General features: G+C 66.5%; 18 protein-coding genes and 1 pseudogene. 15 read left to right on the top strand and 4 right to left on the bottom strand.

Annotated elements, in window-relative coordinates:
* Positions 1 to 116: 116 nt before the first annotated feature.
* The 4 genes from QCE63_RS25515 to QCE63_RS25500 all read left to right on the top strand — a co-directional run bounded on the left by QCE63_RS25515 (position 117) and on the right by QCE63_RS25500 (position 6,649).
* Positions 117 to 2,231, top strand: a complete 2,115-nt coding sequence (locus tag QCE63_RS25515) for an ATP-binding protein (RefSeq protein WP_309836925.1) — start codon at positions 117 to 119, stop codon at positions 2,229 to 2,231.
* Between the two features lie 115 nt (positions 2,232 to 2,346).
* Complete coding sequence (locus QCE63_RS25510; RefSeq protein WP_309836923.1) at positions 2,347 to 4,626, top strand: EAL domain-containing protein; 2,280 nt, start codon at positions 2,347 to 2,349, stop codon at positions 4,624 to 4,626.
* Positions 4,627 to 4,715: 89 nt separating this feature from the next.
* Positions 4,716 to 5,342 (top strand): hypothetical protein, encoded by a 627-nt coding sequence (locus QCE63_RS25505; protein WP_309836921.1) that lies wholly within the window; start codon positions 4,716 to 4,718, stop codon positions 5,340 to 5,342.
* A gap of 86 nt (positions 5,343 to 5,428) precedes the next feature.
* Complete coding sequence (locus tag QCE63_RS25500; RefSeq protein WP_309836919.1) at positions 5,429 to 6,649, top strand: MFS transporter; 1,221 nt, start codon at positions 5,429 to 5,431, stop codon at positions 6,647 to 6,649.
* A 97-nt stretch (positions 6,650 to 6,746) separates the two neighbouring features.
* Here the strand turns inward: QCE63_RS25500 and QCE63_RS25495 are convergent, their stop codons facing one another.
* Complete coding sequence (locus QCE63_RS25495) at positions 6,747 to 7,706, bottom strand: LysR family transcriptional regulator (RefSeq protein WP_309836918.1); 960 nt, start codon at positions 7,704 to 7,706, stop codon at positions 6,747 to 6,749.
* A 136-nt stretch (positions 7,707 to 7,842) separates the two neighbouring features.
* On the opposite strand from QCE63_RS25495, the gene QCE63_RS25490 reads away from it, so the two are divergent.
* From QCE63_RS25490 to QCE63_RS25480, 3 genes are read left to right on the top strand one after another with little or no spacing between them, the layout of a single operon-like run.
* Positions 7,843 to 9,156 (top strand): MFS transporter, encoded by a 1,314-nt coding sequence (locus tag QCE63_RS25490; RefSeq protein ID WP_309836916.1) that lies wholly within the window; start codon positions 7,843 to 7,845, stop codon positions 9,154 to 9,156.
* A 33-nt stretch (positions 9,157 to 9,189) separates the two neighbouring features.
* Positions 9,190 to 10,695: a M81 family metallopeptidase gene (locus tag QCE63_RS25485; RefSeq protein WP_309836914.1), complete on the top strand. Its 1,506-nt coding sequence runs from the start codon at positions 9,190 to 9,192 to the stop codon at positions 10,693 to 10,695.
* A gap of 39 nt (positions 10,696 to 10,734) precedes the next feature.
* Positions 10,735 to 11,766, top strand: a complete 1,032-nt coding sequence (locus QCE63_RS25480; protein ID WP_309836910.1) for an alpha/beta hydrolase — start codon at positions 10,735 to 10,737, stop codon at positions 11,764 to 11,766.
* Positions 11,767 to 11,783: 17 nt separating this feature from the next.
* Here QCE63_RS25480 and cadR read toward each other — a convergent pair whose 3' ends face one another.
* Positions 11,784 to 12,215, bottom strand: coding sequence for a Cd(II)/Pb(II)-responsive transcriptional regulator (gene cadR / locus QCE63_RS25475; RefSeq protein WP_309836907.1), 432 nt, complete (start codon positions 12,213 to 12,215; stop codon positions 11,784 to 11,786).
* A gap of 72 nt (positions 12,216 to 12,287) precedes the next feature.
* Here cadR and QCE63_RS25470 point away from each other — a divergent pair, with 72 nt between their 5' ends.
* The 7 genes and pseudogenes from QCE63_RS25470 (at position 12,288) to QCE63_RS25440 (ending at position 23,040) form a co-directional block, all read left to right on the top strand.
* Positions 12,288 to 14,480 (top strand): heavy metal translocating P-type ATPase, encoded by a 2,193-nt coding sequence (locus QCE63_RS25470; RefSeq protein WP_309836905.1) that lies wholly within the window; start codon positions 12,288 to 12,290, stop codon positions 14,478 to 14,480.
* Between the two features lie 38 nt (positions 14,481 to 14,518).
* A complete protein-coding gene (locus QCE63_RS25465; protein ID WP_309836902.1) occupies positions 14,519 to 14,779 on the top strand; it encodes a DUF4148 domain-containing protein in 261 nt (86 codons plus the stop codon).
* A gap of 139 nt (positions 14,780 to 14,918) precedes the next feature.
* A complete protein-coding gene (locus QCE63_RS25460; RefSeq protein WP_309836900.1) occupies positions 14,919 to 16,214 on the top strand; it encodes a TolC family protein in 1,296 nt (431 codons plus the stop codon).
* Positions 16,215 to 16,224: 10 nt separating this feature from the next.
* Positions 16,225 to 17,679 carry an efflux RND transporter periplasmic adaptor subunit gene (locus QCE63_RS25455; RefSeq protein ID WP_309836898.1) on the top strand — a complete coding sequence of 485 codons (1,455 nt, stop codon included), beginning with the start codon at positions 16,225 to 16,227 and terminating at the stop codon, positions 17,677 to 17,679.
* A gap of 6 nt (positions 17,680 to 17,685) precedes the next feature.
* On the top strand, positions 17,686 to 20,934 hold the full coding sequence (locus QCE63_RS25450) for a CusA/CzcA family heavy metal efflux RND transporter (RefSeq protein ID WP_309836895.1): 3,249 nt from the start codon (positions 17,686 to 17,688) through the stop codon (positions 20,932 to 20,934).
* On the top strand, positions 20,934 to 21,611 hold the full coding sequence (gene irlR, locus QCE63_RS25445) for a heavy metal response regulator transcription factor IrlR (RefSeq protein WP_309836893.1): 678 nt from the start codon (positions 20,934 to 20,936) through the stop codon (positions 21,609 to 21,611). The genes QCE63_RS25450 and irlR overlap by 1 nt, the downstream gene beginning before the upstream one ends.
* Positions 21,608 to 23,040, top strand: a pseudogene (locus tag QCE63_RS25440) (heavy metal sensor histidine kinase). Before irlR ends, QCE63_RS25440 begins: the two are co-directional and overlap by 4 nt.
* 6 nt (positions 23,041 to 23,046) lie before the next feature.
* On the opposite strand, the gene QCE63_RS25435 reads toward QCE63_RS25440, so the two are convergent.
* Entirely contained in the window at positions 23,047 to 23,310 is a 264-nt protein-coding gene (locus tag QCE63_RS25435; protein ID WP_309836891.1) for a DUF4148 domain-containing protein, read from the bottom strand.
* A gap of 126 nt (positions 23,311 to 23,436) precedes the next feature.
* A complete protein-coding gene (locus QCE63_RS25430) occupies positions 23,437 to 24,003 on the bottom strand; it encodes a cysteine hydrolase family protein (RefSeq protein WP_309836889.1) in 567 nt (188 codons plus the stop codon).
* A 355-nt stretch (positions 24,004 to 24,358) separates the two neighbouring features.
* Here QCE63_RS25430 and QCE63_RS25425 point away from each other — a divergent pair, with 355 nt between their 5' ends.
* Complete coding sequence (locus QCE63_RS25425; RefSeq protein WP_309836887.1) at positions 24,359 to 26,332, top strand: alkaline phosphatase PhoX; 1,974 nt, start codon at positions 24,359 to 24,361, stop codon at positions 26,330 to 26,332.
* The last annotated feature ends 11 nt before the right edge of the window (positions 26,333 to 26,343 follow it).

The raw sequence follows: 26,343 nt of genomic DNA, 5'->3' as shown, positions 1-26,343 counted from the left end.
GCGGAGCAAACTGGCAAAGTGGGCGGTTCCCGTGCTAGGGAAACGGCTGCTGAACCTTTATGCTGTCGGGCGCCGCGCGCTGTGCCCCGCGTTCCGACCAACAAGGAAATCACCGTTTGCCCTCGACTATCGCCGACCCCCGTCAGCTCGAATCATGGATTGGGGAATCCGCGCGCGCCATTCGCGACTTCGACTGGAGCACGACGCCGCTCGGCCCCATCGATACCTGGCCGCACGTGCTGCGCTCCGCCGTGCAACTCATGCTGCGCAATGCATTGCCGATGGCCGTGCTGTGGGGCGAGGAAGGCACGCTGCTCTACAACGACGCCTACGCGCGCTTCTCCGGCGGCCGCCATCCGAAGATCCTCGGCATGCCGATCGAACGCGCGTGGCCCGAGGCGGTGGCGTTCAATCGCAATGTAATCGAATGCGGGCTGCGTGGCGAAACGCTGTCTTATCTGGACATCGACTTCGTGCTGCCGCGCGCGGGCCGCGAATCCAACGTATGGCTCGATCTGCACTACAGCCCGATCGCCTCCGACGAAGGCGTGCCGGTCGGGGTGCTGGCGGTCGTCGTGGAAACCACCGGGCGGGTGACGCTGGAGCGCACGCGCGCCGCGGCCGAGGCGGCGTTCCGCGCGGCCGACGAACGCCTGCAACTCGCGCTCAACTCGGGCGCGGTGCTCGGCACGTTCGTGTGGGAGATCCAGAGCAACCGCGTCAAGGGCGACGAGCGCTTTGCGCGCACCTTCCTGTTCGCACTGGAGCAGGTGACGGCCGGCCTGCCGATTGAACGGGCGTTCGACATCATCCATCCCGACGACGTCGAGCGCATCACCTCGCTGATCGCGCGGACGGTGCGCGAGAACACGTCGTACCGGGCGGAATATCGGATTCGCGCGGCCGACTCCGGCTGGACCTGGATCATGGCCTCGGGCCGCTGCGAATACGACGAAACAGGCCGGCCGATGCGTTTTCCCGGCGTCATCATCGACATTCACGATCGCAAGGTGGCCGAGGAAAAGCTCAGGGAACTGACGCTTGACCTCGAGGACAAGATCGCGGAGGCGGTGGCGGCGCGCACGGCGGTCGAGGCGCAACTGCGCCAGAGCCTGAAGATGGAAGCGCTCGGCGCGATGACGGGCGGCGTCGCGCACGACTTCAACAACACGCTGCAGGCGATCAGCGGCAACCTGCAATTGTTGCAATATCTGCCGCCCACCGACAAGCGCGTGCCCGAGCGCCTGCAGGCCGCGATGGACGCGGTGCAGCGCGGCGCGAAGCTCGCGTCGCAACTGCTGTCCTTCGCGCGGCGGCAGCCGCAATCGCCGGTGGTCATCAACCCGCGCCGGTTGTTCGACGAACTGCGCGAATTGCTCCAGCACGCGGTGGGTGCGTCGGTGGCGATCGGCACGATGATCGTCGAGGAGCCGTGGAATTTCTGCGTCGACCGGAATCAGCTGGAGAACGCGCTGCTGAACCTGGCGATCAACGCCCGCGACGCCATGCGCGACGACGGCAAGTTCATGCTCGCGAGTTCGAACGAGGTGCTCGACGCGGCGGCCTGCGAAGGCAAGGAACTGCGTCCGGGCGAATACGTGAAGCTGTCCGCATCGGACACCGGGTCGGGCATGCCGCCCGAGGTGCTCGAACGCGCCTTCGAGCCCTTCTTCACGACCAAGCCGGAAGGCCATGGCACCGGGCTGGGATTGTCGATGGTGTTCGGCTTCGTCAAGCAGTCCGGCGGGCATATCGCGGTGTCGAGCACGGTGGATGTGGGCACCACCGTGGAGATTTTCTTTCCGCGCAGCCACGACGACGAAGCCGCGACGCCGCGCGCCGATGCGCTAATGGCGCAGACCGGCGGCGCGACGGTGCTCGTCGTGGATGACGATCCTGCGGTGCTGTCCTCGACGGTCGCGATTCTGGAAGCGATGCGCTATACCGTGCTGCGCGCGGCGAACGGCGACGCCGCGATGAGCGTGCTCGAAAGCGGCGTGCATGTGGACCTGATCCTCACCGACGTCGTGATGCCGGGCAAAGTGAGTTGCGCGGACCTGGCCGAATGGGCGTTTTCCCAGGTGCGTCCGGTGCCGGTGATTTACGCGTCGGGCTATACCCGCGACATGATTTCCCGCGACAGCGTGCTCCGGCCGAACGTGACGCTGCTGAACAAGCCGTATCGTGCGGAGATGCTGGCGCGCGAGATCGCGGCGGCCTTGAATGGCTGAGCATCCCGTAACCCTTACCGCTGCGGCGAGCTTCGTTTAGCTCTGCCGCACTCAAGACCCTCGGTACTGCGCCGATAAACAACGATCATACTAATAGCAGAACAGGGTCAAAGCGGTGCAGAGAGAACCGACCGACTTTCTCGGAACCATTGGCGAGAACGTTGCCAGCAAGTTGCCGTACCTCGAATACGCGCGCCGTTTCGATGGCCTCGGCCTGGCTCCGCTGGGCGTGCTGATCGCCGCCTGCGGCACGTTCTTCGTGCCGATGCCATGGAATATCGCGCTGGCCGCGCTCGTGCTGGCGCTGACGCTGGTCGTGCATCGCATGCAGGCCGCGCACCGGAAGATTTTTGTTGCGCGTCAGGTGGCGCACGCGCTGCTCGCCATCGCTGAGGATTGCCTCAAGCTGTTGAGTCTCGACGGCCGCATCATGTGCATTTCGGACGTCGGCCGCAATCTGATCGAGGCGGAATGCGCGGATGCGCTGATCGACATCGACTGGCTCGCGCTCTGGGAAGGTCCCGACGCGCGGCAGGCCTTCGAGCGTGCCAAGGCGGGTGAATCGACCTCTTTCTCGGGCGCGTGCCGCACCATGACCGGCACGCTGAAATGGTGGACCTCGACCTTCGCGCCGGTCTACGGCGAGCATGGCCGCGTGACTGCCGTGCTGTGCAAGTCGCGCGACATCACGGCGGAGGTGAATCTCATCGATGAACTGCGCGGCAACGCGCGCGTGCAGAAGGACATGGAAGATCACGTCGATGCCGTGTTCTGGACCGCCACGCATGATTTTCGCGAACTGCTGCACGTGAGTTCGGCGTTCGAGCGCATGTGGGAAATGCCGATGTCCGCGCTCGAAGCCGATCAGACTTCGTGGTCGCAGCGCGTGCATCCCGACGATCTCGGCGCGTTGCGTGTCGAAATGCGCAGCGCGGTGCAGACCGGCTCCGCGACGCAAAGCTATTTCCGGCTGTGCCTGCCGCACGAGCGGACTCGCTGGGTGCGCGCGGATATCTATCCGGTGACCGAGGACGGCGCCGTGTCGCGCGTGGTGAGCGTGTGCGTGGACGCCACCGACGAGCGCGAGCGTCTTCAGGAACTGCACCGGCTCGCCAACACGGACAGCCTCACCGGCCTCGCCAACCGCAATGCGATGATGGAAACGCTGGTGGGCCGCTGCGAAGCAGGCACGGCGTTCGCCTACTTGTTCGTCGACATCGACCGCTTCAAGTCGATCAACGATACGGCCGGGCATATTGCCGGCGATGCCGTGTTGCGCACCATCGCGCGGCGGCTTCAGGAGGCGTTGCCGGAGAGCGCGGTGGCCGCGCGTCCGGGCGGCGACGAGTTCACGGTGATCCTGCCCGGTCCGTTCGAGCAGGAGAGCATCGAGCGCGCATGCCGCAAGCTGGCGGCGGCGTGTCACCGGCCGATCAAGGTCGATTGCAAGAGCGTGACGATGACCTGTTCGATCGGCGTCGCGCTGTATCCGGAACACGGGCGCACGCCCGAGGCCTTGTTCATCAGCGCCGACATGGCGATGTACGCCGCCAAGCGCGCCGGCCGCAACACCTTCCGCGTGTTCGGCGAGCGCGAGAAAGACGATCTGGCGCGCGCGCATCTGGAATCCGAACTGCACGGCGCGATTCGCGACAATCAGTTCGTGCTGCACTATCAGCCGCAGTATCGCGTTGATTCGGGCGCGCTCGTGGGCGTCGAGGCGCTGTTGCGCTGGAACCATCCGTCGCTTGGCATGCTCGCGCCTGGCGCGTTCGTGCCGGTGCTGGAGGAAAGCGCGTTGATTGTCGAAGCGGGGCACTGGGTGATCCGCGAAGCCGTGCAGTCGGCGGCGCGGCTCGCCAGCACGTTGCCGGCGGTGTGTTCCGTGGCGCTCAACGTGTCGCCGAAGCAGTTCCGCGATCCGCGTCTCGTGCATGTGCTGCGGCAGGCGATCAGGCGCGCGGGCATCGATTCGAGCCGCATCATGCTGGAGATCACCGAGTCCGCGCTGATCGACAATGTGGACGATGCGCAGGAAGTGCTCTTGAAGGTGAGAGAGATGGGCGTGCGCATTGCCATCGACGATTTCGGCACGGGGTATTCGAGTTTGAGTTATCTGGCGCGCTTCCGTCCGGACGTGCTGAAGCTCGACAAGTCCTTCGTCGACAACATCGCCACGGACGCAATGGTGCGCACCGTCGTCGAAGGGGTGATCGATCTTGCGCACAAGCTCGGCGTGACGGTGGTGGCGGAGGGCGTCGAGACGCAGGAGCAGCTCGATACCTTGCGCGCTGTTCACTGCGACAAGATGCAAGGCTATCTGCTCAGCCGGCCGATTGCGCTGGCGGTGCTGATGGAGCGGGCGGGGTCGGCGGAGACGGCGGTCGCGCACTGAGGCTTTCTGGCAGGAAACGCGTGGCTGTGCGGCGAGCGGCAGTATCATCGCCGAGCGGTAGACCCGTTGATCCGTTGCCGGAGGCTGCGATGAAGACATCGGTGTCATGGCTGTTGATCGTGCTCGGTTTCATGTTGGGTCCGTGCGCCTTCGCGCAGGATGCGCCGCCGTGCGGCGGCGCGGCAGCGCCTGTCGTCGTGCGTGACTTCACGGCCGTGAGCCAGGGCGGCGAGTCGCGCCTTCCCGGCTCCCGTCTGCGCTCCATGCGCAACACGATGAAGGTCGATCAAAACGCGTCCGCGCTCTCGGACGGCATCGTGAAGGCGCTCCAGGCGCGCGGTGTCAGCGCGTGCCGGGCGGAGTCGCTGAGCGCGCTGCCCGCATCGGGCTGGCTCGTGACCGGTGAATTCGATGAGTCCATCCCGACCGGGCCTGGCGCCGCGCTCCCCTCGATGAATTCCTCCGACCCACCGCCCAACACCCACGTCACGGTGCAACTCGCGAGTCTGTCGGCGTCGGCCGGTCAGGCTTCGGCGCGCATCGATACCAGCGACGAACTCAAAGGGCAGAAATCGGCGGCGGCGCCCAAGCCTTACGGCGCGGCGGCGCGTTTCGTCATCAACAAGGTGGAAGGGGCGTCTTCGCTGGACGATCTGGCAGGAAAGATCGCCGACCGGATCGTATCGGAGCAAAAGACGCTTGGCAGCGGGCCATAGCCGCCCGAATCACAGCGCAAGCCCCGGAGTGCCGCTGCACGCCTCACCCGCGATTATGGGCCATCCTCTCGTTCCGGAGCCCGCCCATGCCGTTTCCTGTCGCCTTCCAGCGCCTTGCCTGGTCCAACCTCCTTGCGCAGTCCGCCGAGCAGATCGGCCTCGCGGCGACGCCGCTCGTTGCCGTGTTCGCGCTCGGCGCTTCGGCAGCCGATACCGGTTTGCTGCAAAGCGCCCAGACGCTGCCTTTCCTGCTGCTGTCGATCCCGCTCGGCGTCCTCGCGGACCGCCGCTCGCGCCGCACGCTCATGACCGGCGCCGAATGCGCCCGCGCGCTCGCCATGTTGTCGATCCTGCTGCTCGTGCGTTCGCACGCGCTGACGCTGCCTTTGCTCGCGTTGCTCGGCTTTTTCGGCGCGACCGGCACCGTTGCTTATAACGTCGCCGCGCCCGCCCTCGTGCCCGCGCTGGTCGAACGGTCCACGCTGGCCGCCGCGAACGGGCGCATCGAACTCGCGCGCAGCGTCGCCTATTCAGCGGGGCCGGCGCTCGGCGGACTGCTCGTCGGATGGATTGGCGCGGGCTGGGCGTACGGCTGCGCGGCCGGTCTTTCGGCCTGCGCGGCGCTGCTGCTCGCACGCTTGCGCGAACCGCCGCGTCAGCAAGCCGTCAAACGCCGCTTCTTCGCCGAACTGCGCGAAGGCGCGAACTTCGTCGCACGCGATGCCCTGCTGCGCCCGATGCTCGCCACCGCCGTGTTTTTCAATCTCGGCTTCTTTATCGTGCAGGCGGTGTACGTGTCGTATGCGGCGCAGCATCTGCGTCTCGATGCATCGGCGATCGGCATGACGCTCGCGGCTTATGGCATCGGCATGGTGTGCGGCGCGCTGGCGGCCGCGGCGGTGGCACGCCGCATCACGTTCGGACGGATGCTGATGGTCGGGCCGCTGTGCGGGCTGACCGCTTCGCTGATGCTGGTCACGACGCTCGCCGCGCCGTCCGTCTGGCTGGCGGCCGCGAGCTTCTTTCTTTTGGGCGCGGGGCCGATCCTGTGGACCGTCGGCTCCACGACCCTGCGCCAGGCCATCACGCCCGCCTCGATGCTGAGCCGCGTCTCCGCGCTCAACAGCACGGCAACCTACGGCGCCCGTCCGCTCGGCGCGCTGCTGGGCGCGGCGATCAGCGCGCGTCTCGGCATCGGGCCGTGCCTCGTGGCGGCGGCCCTGTGCTTCGTCGTGCAGGCGGCGATCATTGCGGCTTCGCCGGCGGCGCGCCTGGATGACGTGCCGGAGGGCGTGCGGGGCGCGTGAATCACGCGGCGATCCGTCCGCGTCACCGCTTCGCTCTACAGCGCGGTTTCCTGCTTGCCGTTGCAACAGGCGCTTTTCTGAACATCACGTGTCCGCGTCACCGCTTCGCTCTGCGGCGCGGTTTCCTGCTAGCGGTCGCACCAGACGCCTTGCTGAACATCGGCATCCGCTCGAGAATCGATTCGAGCAATGCCTGCGGTCCCGCCGCGAGCGGTCGCCCGGTCTTTACCAGCACCCGCGCCTGCGCGCTTTCGAACAGCGGATGCGCGACCGGAACAATGGTCAGCTCGCCACTCGCCAGCTCGCGATACGCGGCAAACTCCCCGATCAGCGTCATGAACTGCTCCGCCGCGACGAGCCGCTTCAGCGCGCCGAGCGAATTGGTCGTGAGCGCGGGACGAATGGAAACGCCGTCGGTGGTTTCGAGCATCTTGACCACATGCCCGATGCCGAAGCTGGGCGGCATCAGCGCGAGCGGGTAATCGAGCAGATCGCGGATCTGCGCCGCACCGCCGCGCCGCGCCAGCGGATGATCGCGCCGCATGAGCAGCACGACCGGCTGCGCGCAACTCGCGCGAATCTCGATCCGCTCATGCGGCGGCGGATTGTAGGCGAGTCCGATATGCGCGCGGCTTTGCGCGACTTCGTCCAGCAGGTCGTCGACGGCGAGCATCTGCACGTCGATCTCGAGGCGTGGATAGCGCGCACAGAACGGCGCGAGCACGTCATCGACGAGCGTATCGACATAGCCTTCGCTCACCGCCAGCCGGATCTGCCCTTGCTGCAAGCCCTTGAGTGCGTGCAACTGATCTTCGAGCCGCTCCTGCTGCGAACGATAGCCCCGCCAGAACTCCAGCAGATGAAAGGCCGCTTCGGTGGGCTTCACGCCGCGCGCCTCGCGTTCGAACAGCGTGGTGTCGAGTTCGTCCTCGAGCAGCTTGATCTGCCGCGCGATCACCGAAGGCGACGTGTTCAGATGGTCCGCCGCCCCGCGCATCGTGCCGTGCGACAGCACTTCATGAAAGTAACGCAGGCGTTGCTGATTGATTTCACGCATGTCGAAAGCTCCGGAACGCAACAATGGAGTGTTGCTCACAGAGCAACGATAGGTGAACTTGGTTGCTCTTGCTGGGACAGTCGAACGCGCTCACCATGATTTCACCCGGAGAGGGGAAGACCACCAGGAGACGCGGATGTCGACGATTCAACTCAACGAGAGCGGCGCTGCCCTCTCGGCGCTCTACAGCAGGATCAACTGGCGGCTGTTGCCGCTGCTCATCGCGTGCTACCTGTTCGCGTATCTGGACCGCGTGAACGTGGGTTTCGCAAAACTCCAGATGCAGAGCGATCTCGGCTTCTCCGATGCGGCCTACGGCGTCGGCGCGGGCATCTTCTTCATCGGCTACGTGCTCTTCGAGATTCCCAGCAACCTGATGCTGCCGAAGATCGGCGCGCGTCTCACCTTCAGCCGCATTCTCGTGCTGTGGGGCATCACGTCGGCATGCATGCTCTTCGTGCACAGCGTGCCCGCCTTCTACGCGATGCGCTTCCTGCTCGGCGTCTTCGAAGCGGGCTTCGCGCCCGGCATGATCTATTACCTCTCCTGCTGGTACGGGCCCAAGCGCATGGCGCGCGCCATCGCGCTCGTGTTCGTCGCGGGGCCGCTGGGCGGGGTGGTCGGCGGGCCGTTGTCGGCGTGGCTGATGACCTCGCTCGCGGGCGTCGGCGGGTTGACGGGCTGGCAGTGGATGTTTCTCGTCGAAGGCCTGCCGTGCATCGCACTCGGCGCGCTGGTGTGGTTCACGCTCGCCAACGGTCCTGCTGAAGCGCGCTGGCTCTCGCAAGACGAGCGGCGTCTCGTCGCGGCCGAAGCCGGTGCGCATGGCAGTGGGTCGCATCGGATCGCATCGTTTCGCGAGATTGCCAAAAACCCGCGCATTCTCGTGCTGGCGCTGGCCTACTTCTGCATCATCTTTCCGATCTACGCCATCAGCTTCTGGCTGCCCACGCTGTTGAAAGAGCAGGGCGCCCACGACACCCTGAAGCTCGGCTGGTATGTCGCGATTCCTTATGTAGCCGCAGCGCTCGCGATGTACAGCGCGGGCCGCCGTTCCGACGCGCTCGGCGAGCGCCGTTATCACAGCGCGTTGCCAGCGGTTGCCGCAGCCGCGCTGCTGGTGATGACGCCGTATGCCTCCGGCAGCCTGGCGGCGACGCTGGTCCTGCTCACGCTCGCCACCGCCTGCATGTGGATGGCCTACACGGTGTTCTGGGCGATTCCTTCTGAAGTCCTCTCCGGCCCGGCCGCGGCGGGCGGCATCGCGCTGATCAACACCATTGGTTTGTCGGGCGGGTTCTGGGGACCGGCGGTGTTTGGCTGGGTCAAGTCCGCCACGGGCAGCACGAACGGCGGCCTGTATGCGATGGCCGGCATGGCCGCGCTTGCCTGCGTGCTGATCCTGGCGAACCGCTGCACCGTGATCGTCGCGAAGACGCGCGCGGCCTGAAGACTTTTCATCGAAGACGAAAGGATGACCATCATGAAGATCCTGATCGCAGGGTTCCAGCACGAAACCAACACCTTTGCGCCGACCCGCGCCAGCTACCAGAGCTTCATCCAGGGCGAAGGCTTCCCGCCGATGGCCCACGGCACCGACGTGCTCGAGCTGCGCGACGTCAACGTGCCGATCGGCGGCTTCATCCAGTGGGCCGAAGCGCAAGGGCACGCACTGCTGCCGGTGATCTGGGCCGGCGCGAGCGCGTCGGCGCATGTGACGGAAGACGCCTATGAGCGCATTGCGGGCGCGATCGTCGAAAGCGTGCGCGCCGGCGGTTTCGATGCGATCTATCTCGACCTGCACGGCGCCATGGTCGCCGAGCATCTCGACGACGGCGAAGGCGAATTGCTGGCGCGCGTGCGGCAGATTGTCGGCGATGACATGCCGCTCGTCGTCTCCCTCGACCTGCATGCGAACGTCACGGCGCGCATGGTCGAACTGGCCGATGCGCTGGTCGCGTATCGCACCTATCCGCACGTCGACATGGCCGAAACGGGATTGCGGGCGGGTCATCTGCTCGCGCGGCGCATCGCGCACGGCAGGCCGCTTGCGCGCGCCGTGCGCCGCGTGCCGTTCCTGATTCCGGTGAACGGCATGTGTACGCTCGTCGAACCGGCGCGCGGCATGTATGACGCATTGGCGATGCTGGAGCGTGACGCCGTGTCGCTGTCGTTCGCGCCGGGGTTTCCGGCATCGGACTTCGAGGAATGCGGGCCGGTCGTCTGGGGCTATGCGGTCGAACAGGACGCGGCGGATCGCGCGGTGGACGCGCTGTACACCCGCCTCGTCGACGATGAAGCGCGCTGGGACGTCCCGTTCCTGTCGCCCGATGAAGCGGCGCGCGAGGCCATCGAAGCAAGCGGCGCGGCACACGGCCCGGTGATCATCGCGGACACGCAGGACAACCCCGGCGTGGGCGGCGACTCGAACACCATGGGCATGGTCCGCGCGCTATTGCGTCACGGCGCGCGCGAGGCCGGCGTCGGCGTCATCTGGGATGAGCGCGCGGCACGCGCGGCGCATCGGGCGGGTGTCGGCGCGCGCATCCGGCTGGCGCTGGGCGGCGGCTCGAACGTGCCGGGCGATTCACCGCTCGAAGGCGAGTTCGAAGTCGAACATCTCTCCGACGGCCGCTTCCGCTTCGATGGCCCGATGCTCAACGGCATGAGCGGCGAACTCGGTCCCACGGCGTGTCTGCGTATCGAAGGCGTGCGCATTGCGGTGAGCAGCATCAAGATGCAGGTCTTCGACCGCAATCTGTTTCGTGTCGCGGGGATCGAACCCGAGCGCATGAAGATACTGGTCAACAAGAGTTCGGTGCATTTTCGTGCGGACTTCGAGCCGATCGCATCGCGCATACTGGTCGCGAAAGCGCCGGGCCCGATGGCCGCCGACCCCGCCGATCTGCCCTGGCGCAATCTCGCCGCCCACATGCGCGTGCGTCCGATGGGCCCGACGCTCGCCGCGCTGCGCGCGTCGGCCGCGTGACGATTTCTTCTTGATACAACGAAACAGGAGAACCGCATCATGACGGACATCATCGACACGTCGCGCCGCCGCTTGCTCGGCGCCACGCTGGCGAGCGCCGGCATCGGCCTGCTGCAAGCGGGCTTCGGCAATCTGGCGCAGGCCCAGACCCGTTCCGCGCCGCAGGCCGGCTTCGGCGCACTGCGCCAGATCAACGCGGGCACGCTCAACACGGGCTACGCGGAAGCCGGTCCCGCCAACGGTCCCGTCGTGATCCTGCTGCACGGCTGGCCGTATGACATCCACAGCTTCGCCGACGTCACGCCGCTGCTCGTGGCGCAGGGCTATCGCGTGATCGTGCCGTATCTGCGCGGCTACGGCACGACGCGCTTCCTGTCCGCCGATACCCCGCGCAACGGGCAGCAGGCGGTAGTCGCGGTGGACATCATCGCGCTCATGGATGCGCTCAAAATCAAGCAAGCGGTGTTCGGCGCGTTCGACTGGGGGGCGCGGACGGCGAACATCATCGCGGCGGTGTGGCCCGAGCGCGTGCAAGCGATGGTGTCGGTGAGCGGCTATCTGATCGGCAGCCAGCAGGGCAATCGCGCGCCGTTGCCGCCGAAGGCCGAGTTCGCGTGGTGGTATCAGTTCTACTTCGCGACGGAGCGCGGCCAGGCAGGCTACGAAGCGAATCGGCACGACTTCAACAAGCTCATCTGGCAACTCGCATCGCCGCAATGGCATGTCGATGACGCCACTTACGAGCGTTCAGCGCAATCATTCGGGAATCCGGATCACGTGGCGGTGGTGATTCACAACTATCGCTGGCGTCTTGGGCTCGCGCAGGGCGAGCCGCAATACGATGCGCTCGAACAGCGCCTGGCTGCCGCGCCGACCATCGGCGTGCCGACGATCACGATGGAAGGCGACGCCAACGGCGCGCCGCATCCGGACCCTTCGGCCTATGCGAAGAAATTCACGGGCCCGTACCAGCATCGGAACGTGACGGGCGGCATCGGACATAACCTGCCGCAGGAAGCGCCGCGCGACTTCGCGGATGCGATCGTCGCCGCCGACCGCATGAAAGCTTGAGCCGCCGATGAAAACCGCTAGCCGAGATGCGACTTCTTCGTCTTCCGGCTGGCGGCTTCTTTCGATGTCAGCTCGTGCATGATGCCGCAGGTATCCACCAGTTGTTCGCCCTGACACTTCTCGCGCAATGCAAGCAAGCGCGTTTGCAATCCGATCAATTCATCGATGCGTTCAGCGACATGATGAATATGCTCATCGACAAGTGAATTGATTGGCTGGCAACTATCTCCTGTTTCATCGATGGCACGCAACAGCGCACGCACTTCATCGTGCGTCATGTCCAGTTCGCGGCAGTTGCGGATGAGGCGCAGGCGTTCGACGTGGCTTGCGTTGTAGGTGCGGTAATTCGCTTCAGTGCGTTCCGCGTGCTGAAGCAAGCCTTCCTTTTCATAAAAACGAATCGTGTCCGGCGTGCATTTCGAGATGCGCGCCAATTCGCCAATCTTCATGTGCTGATCCTTCTTGACTCTTGAGCGGCTCCAAGGTTTCTACTTGGCGCTTGATCGAGTAAGGACGTCAGTATGTTACGGCCAGAAGATATCGGCAACACGCGCCTCGGTTCTTGCAGCGCGATGCAGGGCGCCCGGCCAGCTGAAGCAGGCGTGTCCGGCATAAGAAGCCGCGGCACGGCGCGCACGCAACTCCACATCGAACAGCTGGAGTGCGTCGCCGAGGAAGCGCTGATCCGCAAGAAGCTGGGCGGCATGCGCGACATCGTGTCGATGAAGTTCGACCTGCTGCGCCGCATGCTGATCGTCGAACACGAAGTCGAGGCACTCGGGACGATTCTTGCCGGCCTGCGCTCGCTCGGCTTCGAACCGCGGCTCGCGCCGGAACCCGGCGCGCCGGATCGCGTGTCCATCTGCCTGCTCGGCGGCGCGTGCGCCGTCGCTATCGCATCGCAAGCCGCGAGCTGGTTCGACGCGCAGACCAGTACCATCGTCGTGCTCGCCTTGAGCGCTGTCGCCGCCTCAGGCCTGACGATGTATCGCGCGGGTCTGCTCGCCCTTTGCCGCGGCCACTTCACGATCGAAGCACTGATGAGCATCGCCGTCACGGGTGCGCTGCTGATCGGCGAATGGCCGGAGGCGGCCATGATCTCGGTGTGCTTCGCCATCGCCGAATGGGTCGAGAAGAATTCGCTGCGGCGCGCGCGCAATGCCACGGCGGCGCTGCTGAAGGCGCTGCCGGCCAGGGCGGCCGTCCTGCAAGCCGGTGGCGCCTGGCGTGACTGCGCAGTGAATGACATCGCCGCGGGCGAGATCGTGCGCGTCAAGGCAGGCGAGTGCATTCCGTTCGACGGCGAGGTCGTCAGGGGCCGGTCCAGCGTGAACCAGTCGCCGATCACGGGCGAGAGCCGGCCGGTCGCCAAGGGCAAGGGCGACGCGGTGTTCGCGGGCACGCTCAACGAGACCGGCACGCTCGACATGCTCGTGACCGGCGGCATCAACGAGTCGACGCTCGCCCGCATCGTCCATGCGATCGAGGAAGCGCAACTGTGCCAGGCGCCGACCCAGATGCTGCTCGAACGCGTGGTGCGCACGTGGTTGCCGGCGGTGCTGATCGGCGCGCTCGGCGTCGCGTTGCTGCCGCCGCTGGCGCTGGACGACGGATGGCTTGCCTCGATTCATCAGGCGCTCGTGCTGCTGGTGATCGCGTGTCCCTGCGCCCTCGTGATTTCCACGCCCGTGACGATCGTCAGCGGACTGGCTCGCGCCGCGCGTCACGGCATCGTGGTGAAGGGCGGCGCGTTCCTGGAGCGCGGCAGGCGGTTGTGCTGGCTCGCGCTCGACAAGTCGGGCACGCTCACGCACGGCACGCCGGTGCAGACCGCCTTCGAACTGCTCGACGCCGGCTTCGAGCAGAGCATCGTGCGCGCGTTCGCGGCGAGTCTGGCGGGGCGTTCGCCGCACCCCGCGTCGCGCGCCATCGCGCAGGCCGCGCGGAACGAACACATTCCGCGCTTCGCGGTGAGCCGCTTCGGCTCGGTGCGGGGGCGCGGCGTGTTCGGCTTCATCGGCGGGCGCCGTTACTGGCTCGGCAACCTGCGTCTGATGGCGGAGATCGGCCACGACTCAGGCGACCTGCGGCGGCGCGTCGAGGCGCAGGAATGCGCTGCGCGCACCGTCGTGATCTTCGCCAGCGACAGCGGCGTGCTGGCGCTCTTCGCCGTGGCCGATACGCTCAGGCCGATGAGCCGCGACGCCGTGGCCCGCTTGCGCGCCATCGGCGTGCGCACGGCGGTGCTGACGGGCGACAACCCGCACCTCGCCCGCGCGGTCGCGAAGCAGGCTGGCATCGACCGCGCCGAAGGCGGCCTCTTGCCGGAAGACAAGCTGCGTGTCATCGAGACGCTCGGGCGCGGGGCTCCGGTCGGCATGGTCGGGGACGGCACCAAGGACGCGCCGGCGTTCGCGCGCGCGGACATCACCTTCGCCATGAACGCGATGGACACCGACGCCGCCTTCGACACCGCCGACGTCGCGCTCATGGACGACGACCTGTGCAAGCTTCCCGCGTTCATCCGCTTGTCGAAGGCGATGCACGCAACGCTGCTGCAGAACATTGCGTTGGCGGTGGGGATCAAGGCGGTGTGCATCGGACTGACGCTGGGCGGCCACGGTTCGATGTGGCTGGCGGTCTTCGCCGATACGGGCGCGAGCCTGATCGTCATCGGCAATGGGCTGCGGCTGTTGCGCACGCGTCTTCCATAAGAGTCGAACCAGGATCAAACGAACCAGGAGTGTCTTACATGAAACGCACCATCATCGGGCTGGCGTGGTTGCTGGGCGCGGCGTCCGCGCCGGCTCTCGCGCATCAGGACGGACCGGACGCGGGCAGGACCACAGCCCAAGCCATCGACCCGCTGGAACAGGCCTGGCGTGACGGCTACCTGCCGCATCGCGACAGTGAATATCCGCCCACCTCGGCAAGCATCGCGCGCAACAAGCAGCAGCATGCGATCGAACATCCGCAGGATGCCGCGATTGCACCCGAGAAGACAGGCAACTGACAGGCATCGCGCAAGAGAAACAACGAAGCAGCGCGATCCAGATGACGAAAACATCATCTGAATATCATCATCAGATTGCATAGTCACCCTAACATTGTGTGAAATTCGAAATGCAGGACTTCCACCGGTCTCGCTCTCCATGCTCAAGCGCACTGCTTCTTTTCTGGTTCTCTCGATCGCCCTGTCGCGCGCCGGCGCCGCGCCGCCGCCAGCGGATGCGCCGTTGACGCTCGATGCGCTGTTGTCGTCGGCGGTCACGGCGAATCCGTCGCTGCGTGCCGCACGCGCCGGCGCCGATGCCACCGAAGGCGCGTTTCTCCAGGCGGGCATGCGGCCCAATCCGGATGTGTCGTTTCTCCAGGAAGGCTTCGGTCCGTCCGAGCGGACCAGTACCGGAATGGTGAGCCAGCGCATCGAACTGGGCGGCAAGCGCGGGGCGCGTCTCGACGTCGCCTCGTATGGCCGCGAGGCCGCGCTCGCCCGTCTCGACGCACGCGACGCGGCGCTGCGGGCGCAGGTCATCGAAGCGTTCTACGGTCTGCTCGCGGTGCAACGCCAGTTGCAGGTGGCCACCGAATCCGCGGACATCGCGCGCCGCACGCTGGATTCCGCGGACAAGCGGGTGCGGGCCGGCAAGATCTCGCCGGTCGAGGCAGGCAAGGCGCGCGTCGCCGAAGCGGGTGCGCAGATCGAGTTGCAGAGGGCGCGCGCGCAAGTCGCCGTGCAGGCCGACCGGCTCGCGACGATCACCGGCGAGTCCGCGGTGCGCGAGCGGGCCATCGCAGGCGATATCGAAATGCTTCCGACGCCCGAGCCGCTTGCCGAGATGGTCGCGCGAACGGACAGCGGGCCGCTGGTGCGCACCGCGAAGGCGCAGATGCTGCGCTCGGATGCGGCGATCCAGCTGGAACGCGCGCGGCGCGTGCCGGACATCACCGTGAGCGCAGGCATGAAGCATGTGGTCACGGGTGGCGTGCCGTTCAATCAGGCGGTGATCGGCGTGTCCATTCCGCTACCGCTCTTCGACACCAACAAGGGCGCGTTGCTCGAAGCGGCGCATAACGCGGAGCAGGCCGAAGCCGAATTCGACAACGAGAAGGCGACGTTGCGGCTGCAACTCTCGTCGGCTTATACGAATTTCCAGAACGCCGCCGCAGAAGCGCAGCGGCTCAGGTCCGACGTGCTGCCCGCCGCGCGCGACACGCTGGTGGCGATGTCGCGCGGCTTCGAGCTCGGCAAGTTCGCCTTCCTCGACGTGCTCGACGCGCAGCGCACGCTGTACCAGGAGCAGTCGCGCTACGTGCAGGCCTTGACGACCGCGCATCTGGCGTACGCGGAACTCGGGCGGCTCGAAGGCACGCCGCTGCCGCCGTCGCCAGGTTTGTCCTCGTCCTCCGCGTCGTCCGGCGCGTTGCCGATTTCAGTTCTTCCCTGAAGGTCAGGTCATGTTGCGCAAACTTCTCTATGTCGCGTTGGCGGCCGGCGGGATCGGCGCGGGTTTCCTGCTCGATTCGCTGCTGTTTTCCTCCGGCCACTCCGCCTCCCAGGCGGCGACAGCCAGCAATGCAAGCAGTGCGTCCCGCCCCGGGTTCGACCAGTATCGGCTGATGGGTCTGGTCATCGAGGTCGGGATCTCGGAACAGGCGGGCGATCCGCGCCTGATTCTCGCCGCCTTCTCCAACGGCAAGCCCGTCACGCAGGGCCTCAGCGTCACCGGTTCGCTCGCGCGGCCGTTCGGGCCGCCGCAGTCCCTGCGTTTCGTGTCTTCCGGCGCCGAACTGGTTTCGTCGCAGGCGGTCGGCCGGCCGCATGTCTTCGAGGCGACGCTGAAGGCTTCATGGAAAGGTCAGTCGGCGTCGATCGTCTATGCGCGCAAGGACGGCCTCGTCAAGCTGAGCCCGCAGCAGGTGAACGCCGCGCGCATAGGACTGGCGAGCGCGGGTCCGGGCGAAGTGGTGACAACCCTCCAATTGCCGGGCGAAATCCGTTTCAACCAGGATCGAACGGCGCACGTGGGGCCGCGGGTCGGCGGCGTGGTGGAACGGGTGCCGGTGTCGGTGGGTCAGCGGGTGACGAAGGGGCAGTTGCTCGCGGTGATCGCCAGCACCGACCTGGCGGACCGGCGCAGCGAACTGCTGACGGCGGAGCGCAGGCTGACGGCCGCGCGTGTCGCTTACGAGCGCGAAAGGACCTTGTGGCTCGAACGCATCTCGGCCGAACAGGATTATCTGCAGGCGCAAGTGCAGTTGCGCGAGGCGGAGATTGCCGCGCGCGGCGCGCGCCAGAAGCTCGAAGCGATCGGCGCGCTGCCGGGCGGGCAGGCGCTCAACCGCTATGAATTGCGGGCGCCGTTCGACGGCACCATCGTCGAGCGGCATGTGACGCCGGGCGAGGCCATCACTGCCGACACCAACGTCTTCACGCTGGCCGACCTGTCCACCGTATGGGCCGAAATGGCCGTGAACCCGCAACAGCTCGACGAGGTGCGGATCGGACGCGCGGCGACGGTCAGGGCCGCCGCGTTCGATTCGAGTTCGACCGGACGCGTGTCCTATGTCGGCGAACTGCTCGGCGAAGAAACGCGCTCGGCGGTGGCGCGCGTGGTACTGCCCAATCCGGATGGCGTCTGGCGTCCGGGCATGTTCGTGAACGTTGCCGTGGAAGCGCGCCGCGCCGGCGTCACGGTGGCCGTGTCGAAGGACGCGTTGCAGGACGTGGAAGGCGCGGCGTCGGTGTTCGTGCAAGCGGATGAGGGATTCGTCGCGCAGCCCGTGACGGTGGGCCGCCAGGACGACCATACGGTCGAGGTCGTGAGCGGGCTTGCGCCCGGCCAGCGCTACGCCGCCGCGAACAGTTTCGTGCTGAAAGCCGAGCTGGGCAAGGCCAGCGCCGAGGAGTGATGCCGCATGTTCGAAAAGCTGATTCGCTTTGCCATTGCACACCGCTGGCTGGTGCTGCTCGCGACGCTCGCGGCGGCCGGCTGGGGCCTGTTCAGCTACCGGCAACTGCCCATCGACGCCGTGCCGGACATCACCAACGTCCAGGTGCAGGTCAACACGTCCGCGCCGGGTTATTCGCCGCTCGAAGCCGAGCAGCGCATCACGTATCCGGTCGAAACCGCGATGGCCGGTCTGCCGAACCTGCAGCAGACCCGTTCGATCTCGCGCTATGGCCTCTCCCAGGTCACGGTGATCTTCAAGGACGGCACCGACATCTACTTCGCGCGCCAGCTGGTCAACGAGCGCATTCAGGAGGCGCGCGACAAGCTGCCGGGGAACGTCGTGCCCGCGATGGGTCCGACTTCGACAGGTCTCGGCGAGATCTTCCTGTGGACCGTCGAGGCGAGCGCGGCGGCGCGCAAGCCCGACGGCAACCGCTATACGCTCGCGGACCTGCGCGAGATCCAGGACTGGGTGGTGCGGCCGCAGATGCGCAACGTGCCGGGCGTGACCGAGGTGAACTCGATCGGCGGTTATGTGAAGGAATTCCGCATCGCGCCGAATCCGAACCGGCTGATGTCCTACGGCCTGACGCTCGCCGATATCGTGCGCGCCGTCGAGCGCAATAACGAGAACGTCGGCGCGGGCTATATCGAGAAGCGGGGCGAGCAGTATCTGGTGCGCGTGCCGGGACAGGCGGGTTCCACCGAGGATCTCGCGAACATCGTGCTCGCCAATTCGGGCGGTGTTCCGGTGCGCGTGCGCGACGTGGCGCGCGTGGACATCGGGCGCGAACTGCGCACCGGCGCGGCCACGTCGAACGGCGAGGAGACGGTGCTCGGCACGGTCTTCATGCTGATGGGCGAGAACAGCCGCACGGTGGCGAAGGCCGCGGCCGCGAAGCTTGCCGAGGTGAACCGCATGCTGCCGCCGGGCGTGCGCGCCGTACCGGTGTATGACCGCACCGGGCTGGTCGAGAAGGCGGTGGAAACGGTCAAGAAGAACCTGCTCGAAGGCGCGGTGCTGGTGATCGCAGTGCTGTTCCTGTTCCTGGGCAACCTGCGCGCGGCGCTGATCGTCGCGCTGGTGATTCCGCTGTCGATGCTGATGACCTTCGCCGGCATGGTGAACGCGCACGTCAGCGCCAACCTGATGAGTCTCGGCGCGCTCGACTTCGGCATCATCATCGACGGCGCGGTGGTGATCGTCGAGAACTGCGTGCGGCGGCTCGCGCACGCGCAAGGTGTCGCGAACCGGGCGCTCACGCGCGAGGAGCGCTTCGCCGAAGTGTTCGAGGCCTCGCAGGAAGCGCGCCGCGCGCTGATCTTCGGGCAGCTCATCATCATGGTGGTGTATCTGCCGATCTTTGCGCTCACGGGCGTAGAAGGGAAGATGTTCCATCCGATGGCGATCACCGTCGTCATGGCGCTGGCAGCCGCGATGCTCCTGACCGTCACGTTCATTCCGGCCGCGGTCGCGCTGTTCGTGAACAAGCGCGTCGAGGAAAAGGAGAGCCGGCTTTTGCGGGCCGTGCGGCGCGTCTACGAGCCCACCCTGACGCGCTTCATGGCACGGCCGCGCGGGGTGCTGATCGGCGCGGCGGGGATCGTCGCGCTGACGCTCGTGCTTGCCACGCGGCTCGGCAGCGAATTCATCCCGAGCCTGAACGAAGGCGACCTGGCGGTGGCGGCGCTGCGCATTCCCGGCACGAGCCTTTCGCAGTCGGTGGAGATGCAGAAGGCCATCGAGCAGGCGGTGAAGGCGCGCGTGCCCGAAGTCGAGCGCGTGTTCGCGCGCACCGGCACGGCGGAGATCGCCGCCGATCCAATGCCCCCCAATCTCTCCGATGCCTACGTGATGCTCAAGCCGCGATCCGCGTGGCCGGACCCGAAGAAACCGCATGAGCGGATCATCGAGGATGTCGAGACCGTGCTCGCCGACTTCCCGGGCAATGTCTACGAGTTCTCGCAACCTATCCAGCTGCGTTTCAACGAACTCATTTCGGGCGTGCGCAGCGACGTCGCCGTGAAGGTCTTCGGCGAGGACATGATCGTGCTGCGCGAGAACGCCGACAAGGTGGCGGGCGCGTTGCAGAAGGTGCGGGGCGCGGTCGAAGTGAAGGTCGAGCAGACCTCGGGGCTGCCGGTGCTCGGCGTGACGCTTGAGCGCGACAAGCTCGCCCGCTACGGACTGAGTGTCGCCGACGTGCAGGACACCGTGCTCGCGGCGGTCGGCGGACAGAAGGCCGGCACGCTGTTCCAGGGCGACCGGCGCTTCGACATCGTCGTGCGCCTGCCGGATGACCTGCGCTCGGACATCGAGGCGATCAAGCGTCTGCCGGTTGCATTGCCGCTGACGGCGCGCGCGCCGGCCGACAGCGCGGCTTCCGGCTTGGGCCTCGGCAACGGCGCGCCGCTGCCACGCACGCTCTATGTGCCGCTCGCGGAGCTCGCGAAGGTCGAGGTCGGCGCGGGGCCGAACCAGATCAGCCGCGAGAACGGCAGGCGCCGCGTGGTGGTGACGGCCAATGTGCGCGACCGCGATGTCGGGTCGTTCGTCGTCGAGGCGCAGGCGCGCATCGACGACACCGTGCGGCTGCCCGCCGGCTACTGGCTCGCGTGGGGGGGCCAGTTCGAGCAGCTGCAGAGCGCGGTCGGACGCCTGAAGGTGGTCGTGCCGCTGGCCTTGCTGCTGGTGCTCGTGCTGCTGTTCGTGATGTTCGGCGACATGAAGGACGGCTTGCTGGTGTTCACCGGCATTCCGTTCGCGTTGTGCGGCGGCGTGGTGTCGCTGTGGCTGCGGGGCATGCCGCTCTCGATCACGGCGGCGGTCGGTTTCATCGCGCTGTGCGGGGTGGCGGTGCTGAACGGCCTCGTGATGATCTCGTTCATCCGCAATCTGCTCGAGTCGGGCGCGACGCTCGACGACGCCATTCGCGAAGGCGCGCTCACGCGGCTGCGGCCGGTGCTGATGACCGCGCTGATCGCCTCGCTCGGCTTCATGCCGATGGCCTTCGCCACCGGCACCGGCGCCGAGGTGCAGCGGCCGCTCGCGACGGTGGTGATCGGCGGCATTCTTTCTTCGACGGCGCTCACGTTGCTGGTGTTGCCGGTGCTGTATCGCCTGAGTCATCAGGTATCGCTGCGCGCGGCGCTCGCGCGTGTCCTGCCCCGCGTGCTGACGCGCCGCGCCGGGCCTGCACGGAGTGTGGATTGATGCGTATATTGATCGTGGAAGACGAGCCGAAGAGCGGCGCCTATTTGCAGAAGGGCTTGACGGAGGCGGGCTACGTGGTCGACTGGGTCGGCGACGGCATTGCCGGCCAGCATCAGGCCGAGGTCGAGGACTACGACCTGCTGGTGCTCGACGTGATGCTGCCGGGTCAGGACGGCTGGACGCTGCTCGGCAACCTGCGCCGCATCAAGTCGCTGCCGGTGCTGTTCCTCACCGCCCGCGACGACGTCAACGACCGCGTCAAGGGTCTCGAACTCGGTGCGGACGATTACCTGGTCAAGCCATTCGATTTCGTCGAACTGCTGGCGCGGGTCAAATCGATTCTGCGTCGGGGCCAGCCGCGCGAAGTCACCACGTTGCGCGTGGACGATCTCGAACTCGATCTGGTGCGGCGCAAGGCCGTGCGCAAGAGCGACACGATCCTGCTCACGGCGAAGGAGTTCGCGCTGCTGTGGCTGCTGATGCGGCGCACGGGCGAGATCCTGCCGCGCGCGACCATCGCCTCGCAAGTGTGGGACATGAACTTCAACAGCGACACGAACGTGGTGGATTCGGCGATCCGCCGGCTGCGCTCCAAGGTCGACGACCACTACCATCCGAAGCTGATCCATACCGTGCGCGGCATGGGCTACGTGCTGGAAGCGCGGAGCTTCCAGTGACGTGTTTCCTGCCGCGCACGCTGCGCGCGCGCCTGACGGTGCTGATCGTGCTGTCGACCTCGCTCGTACTCGCGTCCACCGGCGTGCTGGTCTATGAAACGTTGAAGGGACGTCTCGAAGCGACGTCGTCCGCGGAGATGATGGCACGGTGCAGGAAGTGCGCGCGCATCTCGCCGAGGCCGTTCCGGACGGCATACCCGAAGCCGGTATCGCGGCCGTGACCGAAACGCTCCATGGGCGGGCCAACGTGGACCTCGCGATTCTCGGTGTCGACGGACGTTTGCTGATCTCGACGCCGGGCTTCCGGCGCGGCGCCGACGATGCGAAGCCGGACAGCCATGCGCTCCGCTACCGCTATCTGACGGCCAGGGTGCCGCTCGGGTCCGGCCCGCGGTCCGTCGAGGTGGTGGTGCGCTACGACCGCATGAGCGATATCGCGTTGCTGCGCGCGCAGGCGCGGACCATCGTGCTGATCCAGGCACTCGGCGTGGTGCTGGCCGCCGCGCTCGCCTACGGCATCACGATGCTCGGCATCAGCCCGTTGCGGCGCATGGTCGAGCATGCCGAGGCCATCTCCGTGAACCGGCTCGCGCAGCCGTTGCCGGCGCTCGGCGCGGCGGGCGAACTGGCGGAACTGGAACGCGCGTTCAACGCCATGCTGCGGCGGCTGAACGAATCGTTCACGCTGCTGAGCCAGTTTTCGTCCGACCTCGCGCATGACATGCGCACGCCGCTGACCAACCTGCAGGCGGCCGCGCAGGTGGTGCTGTCGCAGCCGCGCGCGGCGAACGAGTATCGCGAGGTGATCGAGTCGAGCGTCGAGGAGTATCGACGGCTCACGACGATGGTGGAGGACATGCTGTTCCTGGCGCGCTCGGAGCAGGCCGGTGCGCTGCTCGCGGTGCGCGCTCTGGACGCGGCCGCCGAAGCCGGGCGCGTGGCGGGCTATTACGAGTCGATGGCGGAGGAGGCGTGCGTGAGCATCGAAGTAGGCGGCGCGGCCGCCGTCGATGCGGATCTGCTGCTCTACCAGCGGGCCCTGAGCAACCTGCTTTCGAACGCGCTGTCGCATGCGCCGCAGGGTTCGGTCGTCAGGATCGACTGCGAGGTCTGCGTGATGGACGGCGCCGACATGACGATGGTCTGCGTGTCGGATACCGGCGAGGGGATTGCGCAGCCGCATCTGGACCGGATCTTCGACCGTTTTTATCGCGTCGATCCGGCGCGCTCCAACTCGGCGGCGGGAACGGGTTTGGGACTGGCCATCGTCAGGTCGATCATGGAACGGCACGGCGGAGCGTGCGGCGTGCGCAGCATGCCGCACGTGTCCACGACCTTCTGGATGGCGTTTCCGCGCCGCCCGCATGCCGCCGCGCCTCCCGCCGCGCCTCCCGTCTTGCAAGCCGACGCGGCATGCGCGAGCGATTGAGACGAATCAGCGGTTGTCGTGCTGATCGACGGACGGGGATTTTTCGCCCGCATGCACCGCCGATGCATGCACTTCCTTGTTGCGCGCGACCAGTTGCTCGGAGGGCGGGTACTGGGTCTTGCCCGACGGCACGTCGCCGTCATGCTGAGCCTGCACGAGTTCCTGCCTGACCTGATCGCGCGACTTGCCCTGCGCGGACGCGGTGCCCGATGCGAGCGCGAGTGCCATCGACGAAGTAATCAGCATGGCGGCGATTAGCGACTTCTTCATGTGAGCCTCCTTGAGTGCAGCCGGCCGACTGGCCGAGCCTGAGAGGCAGTATGCGAGGCGCTCGGTGCCTGAAGATGACGGGCAGATGAGAAGTCCGTGAGACTCGCCGCCGGTCTGTCGCAACGATCAGGCCGCTTCCTTCCGGCGCGACTCGACGAAGTCTTTCGCCGTGATCAGGTTCGCGTAGCCGAAGTCCAGTGCCGCCATGAAAGCCGCGTGAACCTGCGCGGCCGGCACCTTCACGCCGTTGAATTCGAGCTCATGCGTGGCGCACGTGTCGTGAACCACCGTCGTGTCGTAGCCGAGATCGTCGGCGTGACGCGTCACGGCGTCGATGCACATATGGCTCATGTTGCCGACCACGATCACCTTCTCGATGCCGCGCGCCGCGAGCATGTCGGCCAAGCCGGTTTCGCGGAAGGGGTTCAGGTGATGCTTGACGATCACCTGCTCGCCGGGCAGCGGCGCTGCCTTGGGATGAATCTGCACGCCTTCGGTATCCGGCACGAAGAAGGCCGCGCCCTCGGCCAGCGTCACGTGCTGGACATGCACGATGAAGTCGCCGTTGGCCCGGCCGGCCTCGATGACGGCGCGCGCGTTGTCCGCGGCGGCGTCGGCGCCTTCCAGCACCCACTTGCCGCCGGGGAAATAGTCGTTCTGGATGTCGACCACGATGATTGCCTGCTTGCTCATAAGTCCTCCACCTCGAAAGGCGAACAGGTCCCCGCGCCGGAAGAGCTGGCAGCCTGGCGCGCCGGTTAGTACGGTTGCGGCGCCGATCTCGGCGCAGTGCGCATCATTCTGTGCGCCGGGGCCAGCCGGCGGAATGACCCGGACGCGGAATGCAGCCTTCTCGTTTCGAGAATGGTGAGCGCCTGCCGTGGCGCGTAGCGGGTCATTCTTTCGGATGCAAGGCGATAAAATTACTAAAGCCTGTCAAATTGATTTCACAATCTTTTCCTAAAGTAGCGCGTCGATCAGCACGCCAGGCCGCATCCGGTCCGCGATGCAATGACAACAACCCCCACTCCAGGACTCGAAACCACACATGGCGCTGCCCACCGACCTTTCCCGCCGCAAAGCCCTCAAGATCCTCGCCGGCGCTCCGATGCTGCCGCTCGGCGGCGCCGCGACCGCCGCGCTGCTGACCACGGCCTGCGGCGGCAGCGACAGCACGGCGGCCACGCCCACGCCCACGCCCACGGCGGCCTTCACCACGGCGGCCTTCACCGGCATGGCAGCGCCCACGCTGGCGGCGCCGAACGCGATGGCTACCACGACGGTTGCTTCGTCGATGACCGTGAATTTTAGCGACGGCAGTTCGCGCGCCTACAAGCTCGCCTACCAGCCGTTCTTCGTCACCGGCGACACGGTGCCGAACACGGCCGGCGGCACGATCGTCGCGGGCGGTTATGTCGACATCAATAACCAGCCGATCATCGATCGCTCGGTGGCCGGCAAGGAGCGCCAGTTCTTCTCGGACTGTCCGGACGGCACCTCGCTGCTGAAACTCGACAACCCGACCGTCAAGGGCGTGAAGGGCAATGCCGTGTTCGCGGTCGTGCAGTTCGAATACACCACGCGCGACCAGAACGCGGCCAGCATGTACGGCCGCCTGCCGTCGCCCATCGCGGTGCTGACGCTGGACCAGGATCCGGCCACCGGCAAGCTCTCGCTGGTCAGCTACGCGAACGTGGATACCTCGAAGGCGAACGGCCTGTGGATCACCTGCGGCGCGAGCCTGTCGCCGTGGAACACGCATTTGTCGAGCGAGGAGTACGAGCCGGACGCGGCACTGGGCGCGAAGGACGCGCAGTTCCTCGCCTACAGCAAGAACCTCTATGGCGACGAAACGAAGGCGCGTCCGTATCACTACGGCCATCTGCCGGAAGTCACCGTGAATCCGGACGGCACCGGCACGATCAAGAAGCACTACTGCCTCGGCCGCATCTCGCACGAGCTGATCCAGGTGCTGCCGGACGAGCGCACCGTGATGATGGGCGACGATGCCACCAACGGCGGCGTGTTCATGTTCGTCGCGGACAAGAAGGCCGATCTCTCGGCGGGCACGCTCTACGTGGCGAAGTGCGCGCAGACCTCGACGGCGGGCGCGGGCGCGGCGACGCTCACGTGGCTCAACCTGGGCCACGCGACCAGCGATGAAATCGAGAATCTGGCCAACACGTTGACGCTCGCCGACATCATGGACGTGGTCAGCGACGCGACCGTCGGCGCGACGCTGGATGCCAGCTACACGCGCATCAACTTCAACGGCGCGTTCAACTGGATCCGCGTGAAGCCGGGCATGGAGAAGGCGGCCGCGTTCCTGGAAACGCACCGTTATGCCGCGCTGCGCGGCGCGAGCATGACCTTCACGAAGCTCGAAGGCACGACGGTCAATGCGAAGGACAAGATCGTGTATTCGGCGATGTCGCAGATCGTCAAATCGATGGTCAAGGGCGATGCGCACGCCGGCGACTTCGCCGTGGACAAGGCGATCAATTCCGGCGCCGTGTATGCGTTCAACCTGAAGGGCGGCCAGCGCGACCTGAGCGGCGCGGCCATCGACAGCGAATGGGTGCCGGTGGATATCGCCGCGCCTGCCGCGCTGGTCGGCGAGGACATCACGGCGGATGTGCTCGGCAATATCGGCAATCCGGAGAAGGTGGCGAATCCCGACAACCTCAAGTTCTCGGAGAAGCTGCGCACGCTCTTCATCGGCGAGGACAGCGGCCGGCACGTCAACAACTTCCTGTGGGCGTACAACGTCGATACGAAGTCGCTGACGCGGATTCTCTCGGCGCCGGCGGGCGCGGAATCGACGGGCCTGCATGCCGTCGACGAGATCAACGGCTGGACTTACATCATGAGCAACTTCCAGCACGCCGGCGACTGGGAACTGCCGCTGCATGCGAAAGTGCAGGCCACGCTCGATCCGCTGATCCGCGCGAACTACAAGGATCGCTTCGGCGCGGCGGTGGGCTACCTCACGGCTGATCCGACCTCGATCAAGCTCGGCTGAGCGGGCTCGTG

Origin of the sequence: Caballeronia sp. LZ065, from assembly GCF_031450975.1 — a bacterium.
Classification (GTDB): Bacteria; Pseudomonadota; Gammaproteobacteria; order Burkholderiales; family Burkholderiaceae; genus Caballeronia.
This window is presented reverse-complemented; position numbering and strand designations above follow the sequence as displayed.

Bases quoted from the DNA above. Each gene is read 5' to 3' on its own strand.
- irlR (WP_309836893.1), top strand. From the start codon at position 20,934: ATGCGTATATTGATCGTGGAAGACGAGCCGAAGAGCGGCGCCTATTTG.
- QCE63_RS25465 (WP_309836902.1), top strand. From the start codon at position 14,519: ATGAAACGCACCATCATCGGGCTGGCGTGGTTGCTGGGCGCGGCGTCC.
- QCE63_RS25490 (WP_309836916.1), top strand. From the start codon at position 7,843: ATGTCGACGATTCAACTCAACGAGAGCGGCGCTGCCCTCTCGGCGCTC.
- QCE63_RS25480 (WP_309836910.1), top strand. From the start codon at position 10,735: ATGACGGACATCATCGACACGTCGCGCCGCCGCTTGCTCGGCGCCACG.
- cadR (WP_309836907.1), bottom strand. From the start codon at position 12,215: ATGAAGATTGGCGAATTGGCGCGCATCTCGAAATGCACGCCGGACACG.
- QCE63_RS25495 (WP_309836918.1), bottom strand. From the start codon at position 7,706: ATGCGTGAAATCAATCAGCAACGCCTGCGTTACTTTCATGAAGTGCTG.
- QCE63_RS25450 (WP_309836895.1), top strand. From the start codon at position 17,686: ATGTTCGAAAAGCTGATTCGCTTTGCCATTGCACACCGCTGGCTGGTG.
- QCE63_RS25455 (WP_309836898.1), top strand. From the start codon at position 16,225: ATGTTGCGCAAACTTCTCTATGTCGCGTTGGCGGCCGGCGGGATCGGC.
- QCE63_RS25425 (WP_309836887.1), top strand. From the start codon at position 24,359: ATGGCGCTGCCCACCGACCTTTCCCGCCGCAAAGCCCTCAAGATCCTC.
- QCE63_RS25505 (WP_309836921.1), top strand. From the start codon at position 4,716: ATGAAGACATCGGTGTCATGGCTGTTGATCGTGCTCGGTTTCATGTTG.
- QCE63_RS25435 (WP_309836891.1), bottom strand. From the start codon at position 23,310: ATGAAGAAGTCGCTAATCGCCGCCATGCTGATTACTTCGTCGATGGCA.
- QCE63_RS25470 (WP_309836905.1), top strand. From the start codon at position 12,288: ATGTTACGGCCAGAAGATATCGGCAACACGCGCCTCGGTTCTTGCAGC.
- QCE63_RS25500 (WP_309836919.1), top strand. From the start codon at position 5,429: ATGCCGTTTCCTGTCGCCTTCCAGCGCCTTGCCTGGTCCAACCTCCTT.
- QCE63_RS25430 (WP_309836889.1), bottom strand. From the start codon at position 24,003: ATGAGCAAGCAGGCAATCATCGTGGTCGACATCCAGAACGACTATTTC.
- QCE63_RS25460 (WP_309836900.1), top strand. From the start codon at position 14,919: ATGCTCAAGCGCACTGCTTCTTTTCTGGTTCTCTCGATCGCCCTGTCG.
- QCE63_RS25485 (WP_309836914.1), top strand. From the start codon at position 9,190: ATGAAGATCCTGATCGCAGGGTTCCAGCACGAAACCAACACCTTTGCG.